Origin of the sequence: Chitinophaga sp. CB10, from assembly GCA_001870995.2 — a bacterium.
In the GTDB taxonomy this organism is placed as follows: domain Bacteria; phylum Bacteroidota; class Bacteroidia; order Chitinophagales; family Chitinophagaceae; genus Chitinophaga.
In genome coordinates, this window is record MLAV02000002.1 from 191,960 (window position 1) to 209,265 (window position 17,306).

Annotated in this window: 15 protein-coding genes; 5 read left to right on the forward strand and 10 right to left on the reverse strand. The window is 51.5% G+C overall.

Annotated elements, in window-relative coordinates; all coding sequences use genetic code 11:
• Nucleotides 1-52: 52 nt before the first annotated feature.
• From recG to tgt, 4 genes are all read right to left on the reverse strand, one after another.
• Nucleotides 53-2,164, reverse strand: coding sequence for an ATP-dependent DNA helicase RecG (gene recG / locus BOC67_RS04080; RefSeq protein ID WP_291908081.1), 2,112 nt, complete (start codon nucleotides 2,162-2,164; stop codon nucleotides 53-55).
• Between the two features lie 95 nt (nucleotides 2,165-2,259).
• Entirely contained in the window at nucleotides 2,260-3,585 is a 1,326-nt protein-coding gene (locus BOC67_RS04085; RefSeq protein WP_291907629.1) for a citrate (Si)-synthase, eukaryotic, read from the reverse strand.
• 524 nt (nucleotides 3,586-4,109) lie between these two features.
• Nucleotides 4,110-5,201 carry an LptF/LptG family permease gene (locus BOC67_RS04090; protein WP_291907631.1) on the reverse strand — a complete coding sequence of 364 codons (1,092 nt, stop codon included), beginning with the start codon at nucleotides 5,199-5,201 and terminating at the stop codon, nucleotides 4,110-4,112.
• 44 nt (nucleotides 5,202-5,245) lie between these two features.
• The gene (gene tgt, locus BOC67_RS04095; RefSeq protein ID WP_291907634.1) at nucleotides 5,246-6,376 is read right to left on the reverse strand and encodes a tRNA guanosine(34) transglycosylase Tgt; all 1,131 of its coding nucleotides are present in this window, start codon (nucleotides 6,374-6,376) and stop codon (nucleotides 5,246-5,248) included.
• Nucleotides 6,377-6,504: 128 nt separating this feature from the next.
• Between tgt and BOC67_RS04100 the strand changes: the two genes are divergently transcribed.
• The 4 genes from BOC67_RS04100 (at nucleotide 6,505) to BOC67_RS04115 (ending at nucleotide 9,432) form a co-directional block, all read left to right on the forward strand.
• Nucleotides 6,505-7,641 (forward strand): glycosyltransferase, encoded by a 1,137-nt coding sequence (locus tag BOC67_RS04100; protein WP_291907637.1) that lies wholly within the window; start codon nucleotides 6,505-6,507, stop codon nucleotides 7,639-7,641.
• A 91-nt stretch (nucleotides 7,642-7,732) separates the two neighbouring features.
• Nucleotides 7,733-8,362: a 16S rRNA (guanine(527)-N(7))-methyltransferase RsmG gene (gene rsmG, locus BOC67_RS04105; protein WP_291907640.1), complete on the forward strand. Its 630-nt coding sequence runs from the start codon at nucleotides 7,733-7,735 to the stop codon at nucleotides 8,360-8,362.
• A gap of 110 nt (nucleotides 8,363-8,472) precedes the next feature.
• On the forward strand, nucleotides 8,473-9,030 hold the full coding sequence (locus BOC67_RS04110; RefSeq protein ID WP_291907644.1) for an RNA polymerase sigma factor: 558 nt from the start codon (nucleotides 8,473-8,475) through the stop codon (nucleotides 9,028-9,030).
• Between the two features lie 18 nt (nucleotides 9,031-9,048).
• Entirely contained in the window at nucleotides 9,049-9,432 is a 384-nt protein-coding gene (locus BOC67_RS04115; RefSeq protein WP_291907647.1) for a hypothetical protein, read from the forward strand.
• 25 nt (nucleotides 9,433-9,457) lie between these two features.
• Here BOC67_RS04115 and BOC67_RS04120 read toward each other — a convergent pair whose 3' ends face one another.
• Nucleotides 9,458-10,027 (reverse strand): hypothetical protein, encoded by a 570-nt coding sequence (locus BOC67_RS04120; protein ID WP_291907650.1) that lies wholly within the window; start codon nucleotides 10,025-10,027, stop codon nucleotides 9,458-9,460.
• Between the two features lie 300 nt (nucleotides 10,028-10,327).
• Here BOC67_RS04120 and BOC67_RS04125 point away from each other — a divergent pair, with 300 nt between their 5' ends.
• Nucleotides 10,328-10,894 (forward strand): DinB family protein, encoded by a 567-nt coding sequence (locus BOC67_RS04125; protein ID WP_291907653.1) that lies wholly within the window; start codon nucleotides 10,328-10,330, stop codon nucleotides 10,892-10,894.
• Between the two features lie 90 nt (nucleotides 10,895-10,984).
• Here BOC67_RS04125 and BOC67_RS04130 read toward each other — a convergent pair whose 3' ends face one another.
• The 5 genes from BOC67_RS04130 to BOC67_RS04150 all read right to left on the reverse strand — a co-directional run bounded on the left by BOC67_RS04130 (nucleotide 10,985) and on the right by BOC67_RS04150 (nucleotide 17,061).
• Entirely contained in the window at nucleotides 10,985-12,874 is a 1,890-nt protein-coding gene (locus BOC67_RS04130; protein WP_291907656.1) for a M1 family metallopeptidase, read from the reverse strand.
• Between the two features lie 70 nt (nucleotides 12,875-12,944).
• Entirely contained in the window at nucleotides 12,945-14,021 is a 1,077-nt protein-coding gene (locus BOC67_RS04135; RefSeq protein WP_291907659.1) for a winged helix DNA-binding domain-containing protein, read from the reverse strand.
• Between the two features lie 66 nt (nucleotides 14,022-14,087).
• A complete protein-coding gene (gene rsmI / locus BOC67_RS04140; RefSeq protein ID WP_291907662.1) occupies nucleotides 14,088-14,756 on the reverse strand; it encodes a 16S rRNA (cytidine(1402)-2'-O)-methyltransferase in 669 nt (222 codons plus the stop codon).
• A 189-nt stretch (nucleotides 14,757-14,945) separates the two neighbouring features.
• Nucleotides 14,946-15,716, reverse strand: a complete 771-nt coding sequence (pssA, locus tag BOC67_RS04145; RefSeq protein WP_291907664.1) for a CDP-diacylglycerol--serine O-phosphatidyltransferase — start codon at nucleotides 15,714-15,716, stop codon at nucleotides 14,946-14,948.
• 55 nt (nucleotides 15,717-15,771) lie between these two features.
• Nucleotides 15,772-17,061 carry an aminopeptidase P N-terminal domain-containing protein gene (locus BOC67_RS04150; protein WP_291907668.1) on the reverse strand — a complete coding sequence of 430 codons (1,290 nt, stop codon included), beginning with the start codon at nucleotides 17,059-17,061 and terminating at the stop codon, nucleotides 15,772-15,774.
• Nucleotides 17,062-17,306 lie beyond the last annotated feature (245 nt).

Sequence of the window (17,306 nt, forward strand, 5' to 3'; positions counted from 1 at the left end):
AAAATATATACGTAAAAGTTAGACGCTGATAAATAATAAACGTTAAAAGCGGTCAGGAAATTTTGCTCCAAACGGTTTTACTTCGCTGTGCGGCCAGAAAATCGCGGAGTCCCTGATTTTCAGGCAGTATAAGGTCTACGTCCTGCTGCAACAGTTTTTCAGCGCTGTTGCGGGCGGCGTCCAGGATGGGTTTATCGGCCAGGATATCCGCCAGTTTAAAGTCGAGTACGCCGCTTTGGCGGGTGCCTTCAATATCGCCTGGTCCGCGCAGTTCCATGTCTTTTTCCGAAATGATAAAACCGTTGTTCGTTTGTACCATTACGTTAATGCGTTCTTTTGAGTCTTTACTTACCTTATTACCGGTCATGAGGATACAGAAGGATTGTTCTGCGCCGCGGCCTACGCGGCCCCGCAGCTGGTGCAGCTGGGAGAGGCCGAAGCGCTCGGTGCTTTCGATCACCATTACGGAGGCGTTGGGTACGTTTACGCCTACTTCGATCACGGTGGTAGCCACCATGATCTGGGTATCTCCGGAAACGAAGCGTTTCATGTTGGTTTCCCGCTGTTCTGCCGGCTGGCGGCCGTGTACCATGCTGATATAGTATTGAGGCTCAGGGAAGAAGGCTTTTACCTCTTCGTAGCCTTTCATCAGGTTTTCGTAATCCAGCTTTTCGGAGTCTTCGATGAGCGGGTACACGATATACGCCTGACGGCCTTTTTTTATTTCTTCCTTGATGAAGTCCATCACCTGGGGGCGCTGGAACTCCGTGCGGTGTACGGTGGTAATGGGTTTGCGGCCCGGCGGCATTTCGTCGATAACGGACACGTCGAGGTCGCCATAGATGGTCATGGCCAGCGTACGCGGGATAGGCGTTGCCGTCATAACAAGCACATGGGGCGGGATATTATTTTTTTCCCAGAGGCGGGCCCGTTGCGCTACGCCAAAGCGGTGTTGTTCGTCGATGATGGCCATGCCAAGGTTCTGGAATTCCACTTCTTTTTCCAGGAGGGCATGCGTGCCTACGAGCAGCTGGATGCCCCCTTCCTTCACGCCCTGCAGTACCTGTTTGCGGGCTTTTCCTTTTACGCTGCCGGTGAGTAAGGCCACGTTGACGGGCATATCGGCCAGCAGTTCGGAGATACCTTTAAAGTGTTGCTGGGAAAGGATTTCCGTGGGCGCCATGAGGCAGGCCTGGAAGCCGTTGTCTATGGCGAGCAGCGCGGTGAGCAGGGCCACCATGGTTTTGCCGCTCCCAACGTCGCCCTGCAGGAGCCGGTTCATTTGCCGGCCATGCATGGTATCCTGGCGGATTTCTTTCAGCACGCGTTTCTGCGCGCCGGTGAGGTCAAACGGCAGGTGGTTGTTGTAGAAGTTGTTGAAATGCTCTCCCACCGCGCCGAAAATGTAGCCGTGGGAAAGTTTTTGCCGGCGGATCTTCAGCCGGCAGATGCGTATCTGTGCGATAAAAAGTTCTTCGAATTTCAGCCGGCGCTGTGCCTGGCGGGCCTCTTCTTCGCTAAGGGGCCAGTGTATCTTGTAATGGGCCAGGGCGCGGGGCATGAGGCGGTATTGCTGCAGGATGTCCGCCGGGATATTTTCCTTTATTTCCAGGGGGGACAATTGTTCCAGCAGGTTCTTTGTAAGTTTTCCTATAGCCTTTGCCGTTAGTCCGCGGGCTTTCAGTTTTTCAGTGGTGTAATACACCGGTTCGAGGAACTGTTTGCCGGTGGCGGTCACCTCTGTGATGAGGTCCATTTCCGGGTGGGCTATCTGGATGGCGCCATTGAAGGTGGACACTTTGCCATACACCGTATAGCCGGAGTTGAGCTGAACGGATTTCTGCATCCATTGCCAGCCCTGGAACCACACAAGGTCGATCGTGCCCGTTTCGTCCTTGAGGGTGGCCACGAGCCGTTTGCCCCGGTTTTCCCCTATCACTTCCATATGCACAATGCGGCCGCGCAGTTGCACGTAGTCGTCAAACCCGCTGACGTCGCGGATCAGGTCGAACTTCGTTTTATCTACGTATCTGAAGGGAAAGTATTGCAGCAGGTCCCCGAAGGTATGGATGTTAAGTTCCTTTCGCAGCAGTTCTCCCCGTTGCGGCCCTACCCCTTTCAGGTATTCGATCGGATTGGATAATATGGCTGTAAATGTGGAAATAGGTTACAAATTTGTTCAGAATACAAAAATAAAAAAGGCAAGTGGTAAAAATTCACCACCTGCCTTTTTCTATAAAAAACAATTATAACACCTGTTTATTCGGCGGATGCTTCTACTTTGCCGTTTACAAAGAGCTTCATCCATTCGGTAGTCACGGATTTAGGTCTTTCCAGTGACAGGCCGAGGGCGCGATCCCAGCAGAGGGAAGCGAGTACGCCGAGAGCGCGGGAAACGCCGAACAGTACGGTGTAGAATTCGTATTCTACCAGGCCGTAATGTACGAGCAGCGCGCCGGAGTGTGCATCCACGTTTGGCCATGGATTTTTCACTTTACCCAGTTCCTGCAGGATTGGCGGAACGGTTTCATACACCATCCATACGATCCTTACCAGTTCATCGTTTGGCAGGTGAGCTTTTGCAAACTCCATCTGCGCGGTGAAACGGGGATCCGTTTTACGCAGTACGGCGTGGCCGTAACCTGGTACCACTTTACCTTCGGAGAGGGTTTTGCGCACGTAGGCGGCAATTTCATCTTTGGTAGGCATACCGCCACCGAGTTCTTCGCGCATCTGGAGGATCCATTTGATCACTTCCTGGTTGGCGAGGCCGTGGAGCGGGCCCGCGAGGCCGTTCATACCGGCTGCGAAAGCCAGGTAAGGATCGCTGAGCGCGGAACCAACGAGGTGCGTCGTGTGTGCGCTCACGTTACCACCTTCGTGGTCGGCGTGGATCACCATGTACAGGCGCATCAGTTCGCGGAAGGCTTCGTCGGAATAACCCAGCATGTGCGCAAAGTTACCCGCCCAGTCCAGCATACCGTTTGGCTGAATGTGGTCGCCATTTTTATATTTACGACGGTAGATATAAGCAGCAATACGAGGCAGACGTGCGATGAGGTTTAAGGTATCCTCATATACATAACTCCAGTAATCTTTTTTGTTGGTACCTTCCGCATAAGCTTTGGCAAATACAGATTCGGTTTGCAGCGCCATGATACCTACGGTAAACATGGTCATAGGGTGTGTAGAAATAGGTAAAGCTTCGATGGCATCGAACACATGGTTAGGTACATGCGAGCGGCGGCCCAGCAAGCTGGAAATATATTGTACATCTGCTTCACCTGGCAGTTCACCAATGAGCATCAGGTAAAATAAACCCTCCGGCAGTGGCTCCGCGCCACCCGGCGCTTTCGGTAATGCCTCTCTCAGTTCGGGAATGGAATATCCGCGGAAACGAATACCCTCATTAGCATCCAGCAAGGAAGTTTCAGTAACCAGTCCGGTAATACCGCGCATACCCTGGTAAACCTGTGCAAGTGTGACATCCTCAATTTTAGTGGCGCCGTGATTCTTCAGCAGGTCTTTTACTTCAGCGTTCAATTCATCCGCTTTAACCTTGAATTTTTCTTTTATGTACCCCATTTTACTGCTATTGTTTATATAATGAAAACAAAATCGATCAATTGTCAAAAGTAATGATTTGTTAACGAAGTTACCACCCTTAAGCGATTTTTAATGGCAAATTAACAACAAAAAGATGCGCATTCCGGCCACATCCGGAGGGCCAAAAACCGGATTTTATTATTTAATAATCAATTAATTATAATTATATAAAATTTACCCATTATAAGAGATAAAGAAATTGTAAATTTTTTCAGAATGAATTGAAAATATTGAAAGAAGAAGGACGATTTTTTTGATGAAGCGCAGCATTGAGGGGAAAATTTTCACCGGGGAGAATGACCGGGGGCGGGAAAATTTTTCGGCGGGCCTAAATGGGCAGTTTTGGCCGGACCGCAGGAATGTTTGCATTGGCAGGTGGCAGCGGGGGTGTTGTGGAATGGACGGGGCCTGCATGCGTAGCGGTTTTAAATTTCTCCCCACCCCCAAAAACTAAAACGGCCCGCAACTGCAGGCCGTTTCAAAGAAATTTATCCTTACGCCCGTCACTTGGGCGCTTTTCTGTACAAATAAAACGCCAGCCCGCCGAAGATGAAATTCGGTATCCACACGGCCAGCAGCGGGTTTAGGTCCGCCTTAACGGAAAACACGGTGGCGAATTGCAACGCGATAATGTAGGACGCGCTGATCACGATCCCCACGGCGAGGTGCAAGCCGCTACCGCCACGTACCTTCTTGGCGGCGATGATACCGCCGATCAGCGTCAGCACCACTACAGCGGCGGCGGCGGCGGTTCTGCGGTAATATTCCACCCAGTAGGTGTTGAGCCCTTCCGCCCCGCGGATGGCCTCCCGCTGGATATAGCGGCGGAGGTCAGGGGTGGTCATGGCCTCCTGCATGTTCTTTTCCTCCACGAGGTCCTTGGGCGTGAGCGCTATTTTGATCATGGTATCCTGCCTGGACTGCCAGGTTTCCTTGAGTCCATCCATGGTGCGGATGGTCACGTAATCCAGCCGCCACTTTTTAGCGGCGCTGTCCCATGCGGCCCTGTCGGCCCGCATCCGGAACACGACCTCCTGCCCTTTCACCTTCTGCATCACAAAAGAGGACCCGTTGCCGTAGTTGGGGTCATAGGTGCCGAAGGTCACGTAGGTAAAGCTGTCGATACGGGTGCTGCGGTCAAACTGGGTGTTCTGGTTATCATGACTGTGCAGGTACTTATTTTCAAACGTGGTACGAATGCGGTTGGCGTTGGGTACTACCCAGAAGTTGGCCAGCCAGAGGATGCCTCCGAACAGGAAGGCCCCGATCCAGTAGGCGCGGAGGAAGCGCCTGAAGCTCACGCCGGCGCTCAAAATGGCGATAATCTCCGACCGGTAGGCCATCTTGGAGGTAAAGAAGATAACCGACAGGAAGATAAACAGGGGAAATAATAACGCCAGGATGTGCGGGATAAAGCCGAAATAATAATCCACCACGATCTCCCGCAGGGAAAGGTGGTTCGTCATGAAGTCGTCCACCTTCTCCGTAATGTCGATCACCACGGAGATCAGGAGGAAGATCGCCAGCGAATAAATGAAGGTACCTATCAGCTTACGTAATATATACCAGTCTATTTTCGTAATTAATTTCGGCATGAACCCAAAGATATTAGTTTATTGGATTATTTGAATTGCTGGTATTATAAACGCGTTTTCAACTGTGCCACCATTTTTGGTTTCCAGGTGCTGAAGGTGCCGGCAAGTATTTGTTTGCGGGCTTCTTTCACCAGTTCCAGGTAGAAGGCGAGGTTGTGAATACTGGCAAGCGTCATGCCTAAAATTTCGCCGGCAGCAAAGAGGTGACGGAGATAGGCTTTGCTATAGTCGCGCGTGGCGAAGCATTCGCTGTTGGCATCCAGCGGTGTAAAATCGTCCGCCCATTTTTTATTCTTGATGTTGATGACGCCGTTCCAGGTGAAGAGCATGCCATTGCGCCCGTTGCGGGTGGGCATGACGCAATCGAACATATCCACGCCGAGGGAGATGTTTTCCAGGATATTCCACGGTGTGCCAACGCCCATAAGGTAACGGGGTTTTTCCACGGGGAGGATGTCGCATACCAGTTCGCACATTTCGTACATATCCTCTTCCGGCTCGCCGACGCTAAGGCCGCCGATGGCGTTGCCTGCGGCGCCGCGACTGGCGATATATTCCGCCGAAGCCTTGCGCAGGTCTTTATAGGTGCTGCCCTGCACGATAGGGAACAGCGTTTGTTCGTGCCCGTAGGCCGGCATGGTTTCGCCGAGGCGTTTGATGCAGCGGTCCAGCCAGCGGTGGGTGAGGTCCATCGACTTGCGGGCGTAGCGGTATTCGGAAGGGTAAGGCGGGCATTCATCGAACGCCATGATAATATCGGCGCCGATGGTGCGCTGGATGTCCATCACATTTTCCGGGGTGAAGAGGTGGCGGGAGCCGTCGATATGCGACTGGAACACTACGCCTTCCTCTTTGATTTTGCGGTTATTGGCCAGGGAGAACACCTGGTAGCCGCCGCTATCCGTTAAAATGGGCCGGTTCCAGCCGTTGAATTTATGGAGTCCGCCGGCTTTGGAGAGTACTTCCAGGCCGGGGCGCAGGTATAAATGGTAGGTATTGCCCAGGATGATCTGGGCCTGCACGGCGTCGCGCAGTTGTTCCTGGGTCACCGCCTTTACGCTGCCCACGGTACCAACGGGCATGAATATAGGCGTTTCTATTTCTCCGTGGGCAGTGGTGATCTTCCCTGCCCTGGCCTTACTGCCATTATCTGTGGTTATCAGTTCAAAATTCACGAGATTTCCATTTCAGCGTGCAAAGATACCGATTTGCATGTCGAATTACGCATTCTGCCGGCAGAGTTTAAACGTTAAATAATTTATCTTTTTACAGATATTAAAAATATTATATTTTTGCCACCATTATGTTTGACCACCTGGGTGAAATTGCCTTATATTCCTTTGCCGTAATTGCAGGAATTCAGATATGCTATTATCTCTTCATCTTTTCCAGGGTAGCTTTTTACTCCCGGAAATTTGATCAGGACCAGCCGCCGGCTGAGAAATTTTCAGTGATCATCTGTGCCAAGGATGAGGAGCTGAACCTGCAGCGCAACCTCCCGGGGGTGTTGCAGCAGCGCTATCACAACCACCTGACCCCTGAATACGAGGTGATTGTGGTCAATGATAACTCCGAGGATGATAGTCGCTACTACCTCCAATCCATAGAGCCGGGTTACCCGCATTACCGGACCATTGAAATCAAGCAGCCGGCCAAGTTCATCCCGGGCAAGAAGTTCCCGTTGTCTATGGGCCTGCGTGGGGCGGCTCATGAAAACGTGCTGCTGACGGATGCGGACTGCAAACCGGCCAGCACCTACTGGCTGTCGTTAATGAGCCAGGGGTTTACAGAGAATAAAGAGATTGTGCTGGGCTATGGCGCTTACCATAAGAAGCCTGGCTTCCTCAATAAGGTGATCCGTTACGAGACGTTTTTCAGCGCTTTGCAGCATTTATCGTTCGCGATGAGCGGCATGCCGTATATGGGCGTGGGCCGCAACCTGGCGTACAAGCGGGAGCTGTTTTACCGCCACAAAGGGTTTACCAGCCACCAGCACCTGGCCGGCGGGGACGACGACCTGTTTGTGAACACTGCCGCCAACCGCAAGAATGTGGGCGTGGTAATTCACAAGAAAGCATTCACGTACTCAGAGCCTAAGACTTCCTGGAGCAGCTGGTTCCGGCAGAAGACCCGGCATATGACCACCGGCAAGCATTACCGGTTTATCCACAAAATGGTGCTGGGCTTGTTTTCGCTGACGCATTTCCTCTTTTATCCTGCCTTTATTTTTACCCTGTTCTTCCCTGCGCCGCTGCTGTGGTACGCCCTGGGCATTTTTGGCGGGAAGATACTGATACAGGCGGTTATCAATTTCTTTGCTATGCGCAAGCTGGACGAGATGGATCTGTTTAAATACAGCTGGTTTATGGATATTTTCATGCTGCTGTATTATGTCATCTTTACGCCGGCGTTGCTGTTTAAATCGAAAAACCGCTGGTAGGGTGTTGTTAAAGACTGCTATAGCCGCGCCCATTTACATCCAAAAACCGCTGGTAAGCTTATTCAATGTGGAATAAGTTTATTTTTGCAAAATGGAGATTATTTTAAAGTATTTCAGCGACTTCACCCCGGCGCAGCTGGCGCAGTTTGAAGCGCTAAAGGGACTGTACAGCGAATGGAACGAGAAGATTAACGTCATTTCCAGGAAAGATATCGACTCCCTGTACGAAAAGCATGTATTACACTCACTGAGCATTGCCGCCATTGCCGATTTCGCGCCGGGCACCCAGATCCTGGATTTGGGCACCGGAGGTGGATTTCCCGGTATTCCGCTGGCGATATTCTTCCCGGAAGTACAGTTCCACCTGGTAGACTCCATTGGAAAAAAGATCAAGGTAGTAGAAGGCGTGGCCGCGGAGCTGGGCCTTAAAAATGTAACGACCGCGCATACACGCGTTGAAGAGATAAAGAACCGCAAATTTGATATTGTAGTTTCCCGGGCAGTGGCTCCCTTAGGGGATCTCTGGCGCTGGAGCAAACATTTAATGAAAAAATCCACTGTTCCCGGCAAGCAGTTCGAGAAAGGCCTCATTTGCCTGAAAGGAGGCGACCTTGCCCAGGAAATCTCCGAAAGTGGACTGAAACCCAGGTTAATAGACATTTACGACATCTTCCCCGAAGAGAGCTTCAAAACGAAATACATTGTGATGGCCAAGCACTAGCTGGTGGTTTGGGGGAGCTGCTCCGATAATTTCTGCATCCGCTAAAATATCCGGCATACTGGATCGTCTTCAAATACAAGATGAAACAGTTGCTCCTATCAAATACAATTATGGCCCAAGAGCAAAATGAGCGCATAGAGGCGGCGGTAAAACAGGAGAGCAAGCGCTTGCTCAACTTTATCCGTCAACGGGTGAGCAATGTATCAGATGCTGAAGATATTCTGCAGGACGTATTATACCAGTTCACGGAATATCTCCGCCTGGGTAGCCAGGTGGATTCCATTACCGGCTGGTTGTTTTCCGTTGCGCGCAACCGGATCACCGACTGGTTCAGGAAGAAGCGGGAAACGCCGTTTGCTGAATATACGCATGAGATAGAAGGCGAAGAAGTCCTCTTCCTGCCGGAGATCATTGCTGATACTGCCATGGAAGCCGATACGCCCCTGATGCAGAAAATCATTTCCGAGGCGATTACAGCTGCCATCGAGGACCTCCCTGCCGAGCAGAAAGAGGTGTTCATCGGCCATGAAATACTGGGCAAATCGTTCAAGGAAATGAGTGCGGAAACCGGCGTGAGCGTCAATACGCTGCTCTCCCGGAAGCGCTATGCAGTATTGTTTTTGAGAGAAAGACTGGGAGAACTGTACCGGGAAATTGTCAATAACTGATTAAACTTACTTTATTATATGGGACGTTTCAGACGCGGGTTTGATGTGAAATCAAAATTACTGATGGTACTCTGCGGGATCGCATTTGTGGCCGCCGTGATCTTCCTCACCATGACCCTTTGGAACTGGTTGATACCAACACTTTTCAATGGTCCGTCAGTGACCTACTGGCAAGCTTTTGGGCTGCTGCTGCTGGGCAAACTATTGTTTGGCTGGCATAACAATGGCGGGGGCAGGTTCCGCCGGCGGGCGGAGTGGAAGGAGCGTATCCGCGATAAATGGCAAAACATGACCCCAGCGGAACAACAGGAGCTACGTGAAAAAATGCGGGACCGTTGCCGTGGCTGGAACCGCTGGACGCCTGATGCCCCCGACGCGGAGCATAAGGAGCAGATGCCTTAAATCTCTCCCCCAAAAAATAAAAAAACTACATTACAATATCCGTGAACAGGGCCTTTGCAAGCGTGACTTCCCCAAAGCCCGTGTAGGGCAGCGCGATATCAGGGATGATCATGGAGCTGGCAAAGGGCGACAGCTGATTGTAGCCGTACAGTTCCTGGATTTCATCCGCCAGGTGAGGGCCCCAGTAAGGATTGGTATCATAACTGCTCCGTTGGTTGATCAGGCGCGATTTTCCGCCATCCATTGCCAGCTCGGCTTTTGAGCGGTAAATCTCATAAAAAGGCCCGATGATGCTCCAGTTGATCACGAGCCTGTCCACCCGGTAAGGGTTATGGCTGATATTCACCACCACCTGCCGGCAACGGTCCATCCCCGTCGGACTCGTTACTTCCGCCACCATGGAGGGGCCGAACAATGCGGCAATGAGGTCATAAAAATCATCCCAGCGCGTGGTATCATCGTATTCCTGGGCCCATTTTTCCGCCAAACGCTTTATTTGCGGCGAATTCAGGTAAGCGTCATAATCTGTTTTCGGGTCAATACCGGCGGGTACGAAAGTATAGATGGTTTGCAGAATTTCCTCGTATGGTTCCAATGGACTTGGGTTATTTGTTTAAAATTGAGTGGCAAATATATCAAGATTCAGGGAAAGAGCGGAAACCCGGCCAACAATCATATTAAATAAAATTACATATACACAATTTAACCACATAAGTACATCCTAACTCAACCATTATGGTCAAAAAGTTATATTTATTTAAACAATATATTGGCCGCTTGCAAAAACTGGCGTAACTTCAGGAAGAATGCAACAGGCCCAGGTATATTCACTAGTATATTCACTAAAGGCGCCCAGGTAAAGTGTAATTTTTGAACCCTTTAAATCGAATTTCCTATGTACCTGAACCAGCAAGAGATACAAGCAAAACTTGACAAAAGCTTCGACAATTTTGTCGACTATGTGAACACGCTGCCGGATCATCGGTTTACTGCATCTCCTTATGGCAAATGGTCCGCCGGCCAGCAACTGGATCACCTTATCAAATCGGTAAGGCCGGTATGCAGCGCATTGGGATATCCTAAATTCACCCTTCGTTGTTTCGGTGTAAGTCAGCGCCCTTCCCGCTCTTACGACGAACTGGTGCAGCAGTACCAGGAGCAGCTCGCAGCGGGCGCTACGACGACTGTACCTTACCAGCCTGCCGTTATTTACAGCGGACAGCGGCAAGCGCTCATCCATAGCTTCATCGGCCAGAAGTACCGCCTGAAGGAGAAACTCCGCAGCTGGACGGAAAGCGACCTGGATAAATACCGCCTGCCCCACCCTATGCTGGGCAAACTCACTGTACGCGAAACGCTGTACCTGATGGCCCACCATAACGAACATCACCTGGAAAAATTAAAATACCAGGAACAGCATGCCCATGCCTGGGAAAATCAGTTACAGCAACTGATCTTCTAACCCAATAACGGCGCCGCTACGGCGGGCCCTAAAATTATTAAAGGCCGTTCCCTGACAGGAAACGGCCTTTTTATATACTGTTACAGCAGCTTAGTTGGCTACCGCTTTGTTATTACTCCTGTCCAGGTCCGCCAGGCGCTGACTCGGATCAATTTCGATGGACTTCAGCTGGTTGAAAGGCAGGTCCACCTCCACTTCGTAAGTAGGATGCGTCCAGAACCAGCCTGGTTTTACCACGCGTTTCACCGCCGGATCTTCATTGGGTTTTTCCCCGAACATGATGGAGAGCGGAATGTAATACATGGTTTTGTTACCGCTTTTATCCGTCACCAGCAGGTCGATTGGCATCGGGAACTCGCCGATGCGGCGCAGGCGGATAGTGGTTTTATTCCCGTTGGCCGCCACGGAATCAATGCCATAGTCGATATGCTTGGTGGTGTTGATAAAATACTGTTTGTACCAATCCAGCTGAATACCGCTTTCCTTTTCCATCACGCGTACGAAATCGTTGGCATTCGGATGTTTGAAACGCCATTCGTTATAATAGCGGATCAGGCCACTGTCGCGCACCTTAGCGCCGATCACATAACCCAGCTGTTCCAGGAACACCGCGCCTTTGCGGTAAGCATTGTTGCTGTAGCCGTAGTTGGAGCTGTAGTGATCGGAATGGGTGGTAGCCGGTTCTTCGAAAGCGCTTTTTGCCAGGCGGAAGTAGCCGTTATAGGTATCTTCCATCGGCCATTTGCCTTTCAGGCTGTCCACCGTATTGTGGATGGTATATTCTTCCGCAAAGGTGGTGAAACCTTCGTCCATCCAGGGGTACAGGCTTTCGTTGGTAGCCAGCATACCCTGGTACCAGCTGTGCATCCATTCGTGCATGGCCACGCCGTATAAGCCGGCAGCGGTGCCGTTGCCGAGGATGAGGGTAGCCATCGGGTATTCCATGCCACCGTCGCCCCCCTGGATAAAGGAGTATTGTTTATAAGGGTAAGCGCCGAAATGTTTTTTAATATAGGCGTAGGCTTTAGGAATAGCTTTTGCCAGCGCAGGCCAGGTATCTTTTGTTTTCTCGTTTTCGATATAGAAGAAGTGCGCGGTGAAGCCGTCCACTTCCTGGGTGATATGCTTGTATTCCGTATCGGCAGCCCACACAAAATCATGTACGTTGGGGGCAATGAAATGCCAGGTCTGGATATCGCCCGCAGGGCGTTTTACTTTCACGCCGGGCGCTTCGTAGCCATGGCCCATTACATTCGGGTTTTGCAGGTAACCGGTAGCGGCAATGGTGTAGTTGCGATCCATGTGGATGGTAACGTCATAATCCCCCCAGACGCCGTAGAACTCACGCGCGATGTAGGGGGTAGGATGCCAGCCTTCATAATCGTATTCCGCCATTTTAGGATACCACTGCGCCATGGAGAAGTCCACCCCTTCCGCGTTGTTACGGCCGCTGCGGCGGATCTGCACGGGTACCTGGGCTTCAAACTCCATGTCAAATTCCGCTTTTGAATTTGGCAGGATAGGCTTATCCAGCGGCACTTCCAGGATGGTTTCCACCACTTTGAACGCCTGTGGTTTACCATCGCGTTTCAGGGAAATAATTTTCTGATAGCCGATTTCATCCGGCTTCAGTTGGGCGATGCGGTCGCGCACGCGGCCGTCCCAGTCCAGCACATCAGCACCGGCTTTACTCTTACCCAGCACTACTTTACCCAGCTCGCGGCTGCGTACATCCATCATACTATTAGGCTGAAATGCGTTCCAGTACAGGTGGTAGAAAACTTTTTTCAGCGTATCGGGAGAGTTGTTGAAGTATTCCAGGTGTTGCGTTCCGGTGAACTTATTTGCAGGCGCGTCAACCTTAATATCCATCGTGTATTTCACTCGTTGCTGCCAGCGGTCAGATTGCGCTTGCAGCTGTAACCAACTGCCTGTGGCGAGGGCCAGGGCCAGGCAGCCTCCGATAACCGGGTGCTTCATGCTGTTAGATTTTGTTCAGGCTGCGAAAATAAACAATATAAGATAAGATGCAGATAAGTTCTATGAACGGTCAGGCGCAGCTCACGTTGCGCAGGGGTAGCTGCATGAAATTCGCATAATGTTCGCAGGCGGCTTCGAATACCTGCCTGTCTGTTTTTTTGAGGGGGCGGAAAGGCTGTAATTCAATATCCACGCCGCCTTTCACGATGGTTCGTTTCCATAGGCCGCAGAGCTGACCGTCCAGCAGGAGGATAGGGTGGAAAATACCGTTGGAGGTCATTGCTTTCCCCTTGTGCTGGTCCGGCGTCATGGCGGAGCGATCCTTGTAGGCCACGAGAATTTCGTCGAACGGGGGCAGGAGTATGGCCCTGGGCACGGGTTTGGCGGATTTCAGCAAACCTTTGCCGCACCACCATACGGACTTATCGATCGTGAAACTTTCCAGGGCAGGCCGGGCGATTTCAAGGCCGGTGTTTGCTTCCCGCAGGGTAATGCCGGCATAGGTCATAAAGTCCGCTACCGTGGCGGGTCCGTGGCTGGTAAAATAGCGCGCGGCCAGCATGCCCAATGCTTCTTCGGTAGTCACGTTATTTTCGCCGGGGCTCCATTCGTCCAGGAGGGTAAACGTAAATTGCTTGCCCCTGAGCGGGCCATGGCAGATGACGCCTTCCAGCGATGCCCGCAGCAGGAGGTAGCGCATGTAATCGCTGTGGAATTTATGGCGGGTGATGAGGTCTTCGATTTCGCTTTTGAGCAATTGCCGCCCGCCTTTCATTTCCCGGAGCAGCAGCTGGTAGATTTTAGGATAATCCGATTCCTTTATGGCCAGCGTTTTTTCCACGCTCCTGAGCCGCTGTTGCAGGCGGTCCTTCACGAGCGCGGTCATCCAGCGTATATCCTCCGGCGTTACCAGGTGCAGGGTGCCCCGGAATACCCAGGTACGGATGATTTTAGCCTGGTTGACAGCCTTTTCCACAACGGGCAGGGTAGCATTGGGTAAACGTACGCCGATGGCGTATTTGCCGCCATTGTAATCCTGCGCCTGCATAGGGCCCATGTACGATACCAGGGCCTGCGGCGTTTTGCAGCTGTGATGGGTGATCTGCTGAGCGTGTAAGCGTAAACGTGCGATATCGGATATAAGCATTGGGTGTAGTTTATATCTCAAAATAACGAACAGGGATTGACAGCGTTATGTCAGCAGGATAAAAAATTATTCCGCTCCCTGGACGACCACTACAATTTCCCCTTTCACTCCTTTTTCCTTGAAGTAATCGGCTACTTCGCGCAGGGCGCCCCGTTTATTTTCTTCAAACATCTTCGTGAGCTCCCGGCTGACGCAGCATTGGCGGTCCGGCCCGAAGTACTGGATGAGGTCCTCCAGGGTGCGTACTAGTCGCATCGGGGATTCATAGAACACTATCGCGCGTTCTTCCGTAGCCAGTTGGGTAAACAGGGTATGCCGGCCTTTTTTCAGCGGCAGGAAGCCTTCGAAGATAAACCGGTTCATGGGGATGCCGCTGTTGACGAGCGCGGGCACAAATGCCGTAGCGCCGGGCAGGCATTCCACCGGAACGCCGTTGCGGATGCATTCCCTTACCAGCAGGAAGCCTGGATCGGAAACGCCGGGGGTGCCGGCATCTGTGAGCAAAGCCATGGATTTGCCTTGCTGCAGTTGCTCCACCAGGTGCTGGGCTACTTTATGTTCGTTATGCTGGTGGTATGGCGTGACGGGTTTGTTGATATTATAGTGGCGGAGCAGCACGCTTGAGGTACGGGTATCTTCCGCCAGGATCAGGTCGGCTTCTTCCAGTACTTTTACTGCTCTGTAGGTGATATCAGCGAGGTTGCCGATAGGGGATGGTACTATTACTAACTTCATTAATACTTATAATTTTTGGCGGACCGATTTGCAGGTTGTAATACAGCAAAGGCCCGCAGGCTGTTTGAACCGGCGCTGGCGGCAGCGTGGCGGATGGCCGGCAGCTTTTTGCTGGTGGCTGCCGGCGGAATTGTCACAAACCTACGTCAAAAATCAGTAATAATCGGGCCGTCCGTAAACAGGATTCCTTTATCCTTCCTTCGCCTTCATGGGCGGGAAAATAACAGACAGCGCCACGTAGCACACGAAAATAAACGGCACTGCCGCAAATTTCAGCACCGGGATGCTCACCACGGCCAGCAATACCAGCAATATGCGGGTCCAGTTGGCTTTAAGTGATTTCTCCTTCACTTTAAGGCTTAGCATCGGTATTTCCGCCACCATGAGGTAGCAGAGCGCAATGATAATGATATACAGCACCCAGATATTCTGGAACCAATGGCCCAGGTTATAGGGGTTATACAATACGATGAGCGGGAAAGAGGCCACCAGCAAGCCGACAGCCGGCGTGGGCACGCCGATGAAGTTTTCGGATTGCCGGGTGTCCAGGTTGAATTTAGCCAGGCGGTAAGCCGCGAAGCAGGGTACCAGCAGGGCCGGCGCCAGGTTGGCCATGGATACGTCAAATACATCCGGCTCCTGGAAGTAAGCGCTGCGCAGCAGGCGGTACAGCATCATACCGGGTACTACGCCAAAGGTGACTACATCGGCGAGGGAGTCCAGCTCCTTACCCATGGGCGACTGCACCTTCAGGAGGCGGGCCACCATGCCGTCAAAGAAATCGAATACCGCAGCCAGTACCACCAGTGCGGACGCCCAGTAAACGGGTTCCGGCGTAATCACCGTATAGTCGGTACCGTTAAAGTCGGCCCTGAATTCGGGCGCATGTAACACGCAGATAATAGCCAGGGCTCCGCAAAAAAGGTTACATAGGGTAATAATATTGGGAATTTGTCGCATGCTGCAATTGTAGTTAGCGAAAAAAGCCCCCCACCGGGTGAGGGGCTGTGTTTTATTATTTCATTAAAGCTTCGATTTCGTCGGCAGTGATCGGGATGTTTTTCATCAGGTCCACGTTGCCGTTGGCGGTGATCCAATAGTTGTTTTCTATACGGATACCCATTTTTTCTTCTTCGATATAGATGCCGGGCTCGATGGTGAGTACCGCACCTTCAGGGATAGGCTGCAGGAAGGAAGGCGCCAGGTCGTGCACGTCCACGCCGAGGTGGTGGGAGATGCCATGGTAGAGGTACTTGCGGTAGGCAGGCACTTCAGGGTCCTGGTTTTTCACATCGGCTTCCGTGAGGAGGCCCAGTTTGATGAATTCTTTCGTTGCTTCTTCGCCCATCATTTCGTGGTATTTAGCCAGGGTGATGCCGGGGCGGAGAATGGAGGCGGCGTAGCGGTGCAGGTGCAGGCAGGCGTCGTACACCTGGCGCTGGCGCGGGGTAAACTTACCGTTAACCGGCACGGTGCGGGTGAGGTCTGCATTGTAACCACCGTATTCCGCGCCGAAGTCCATCAGGATCAGCTCTCCGTCCTTACACTCTGCGTTGTTGAAAACGTAGTGGAGGGTACGGGCGCGGTCGCCGGAGGCGATGATGGAGCCATATGCTTCGCCGGCAGAGCGGTTGCGGAGGAATTCGTGTACGATTTCCGCCTGGATTTCGTGTTCATACACGCCGGGTTTGATGAATTTGCAGACGCGGCGGAATGCTTTTTCCGTAATATCCATCGCTACCTGCATAACTTTAATTTCTTCCGGGGATTTCACGGCGCGCAGTTCCTTGAAGATAACGGCGGCGCGGAGGAAGTTGTGCAGCGGGTAACGTTCTTTCATTTCGGCCGCATAGCGGTAGTCGCGTACGGGAACGTAGTTGGATTTACGGTTATTTTCGTTGGAATTCAGGTACACGTTTTCCGCTTCATGCACCCATTGTTGCAGGAGTGCGTCCAGCGCGTCGAGCCACACGATGGTGGTCATGCCGGAGATGGCGGTGGCTTCTTCTTTTCTCAGGCGTTTGCCGTCCCACTTTTCTTTCAACTCGTTAGGGCGCACCAGCACCAATACTTCGCGGTATTTGGGATCAGGATTATCAGGGTAGAGAATTACCATGGTATCTTCCTGGTCTATGCCTGTAAGCCAGTACAGGTCGGAGTTCTGTTTAAATTTGTACAGAGCGTCGCCATTGGTTGGAAGTTCATCGTTGGAATTGACAATAGCAATTGAGTGAGGCTTCATTTTGGCCACAAACCGCTGGCGGTTCTTTATGAACAGCTGCGGATCCAAAGGCAAATTCTTCATATCTCTAATTTTCAAATGAGGCTTCAAACCTATGGAAAATTTACCAGTTTGAAATTATTGAAATGTATAAGAGGTATTTTTTGGGGAGATATTGAAGGCTGCTCCGTTCAGTGGGGCGCCGGCACTGGCATATATATAAACGGGTCATAACCAGGGGCTAAAACCCCGTAAAATGGTATGAATTAATCTTCTCCCTACTTAATGTTTTTTTCACACAATATACCTTTGACAACCTCCAATGTTTT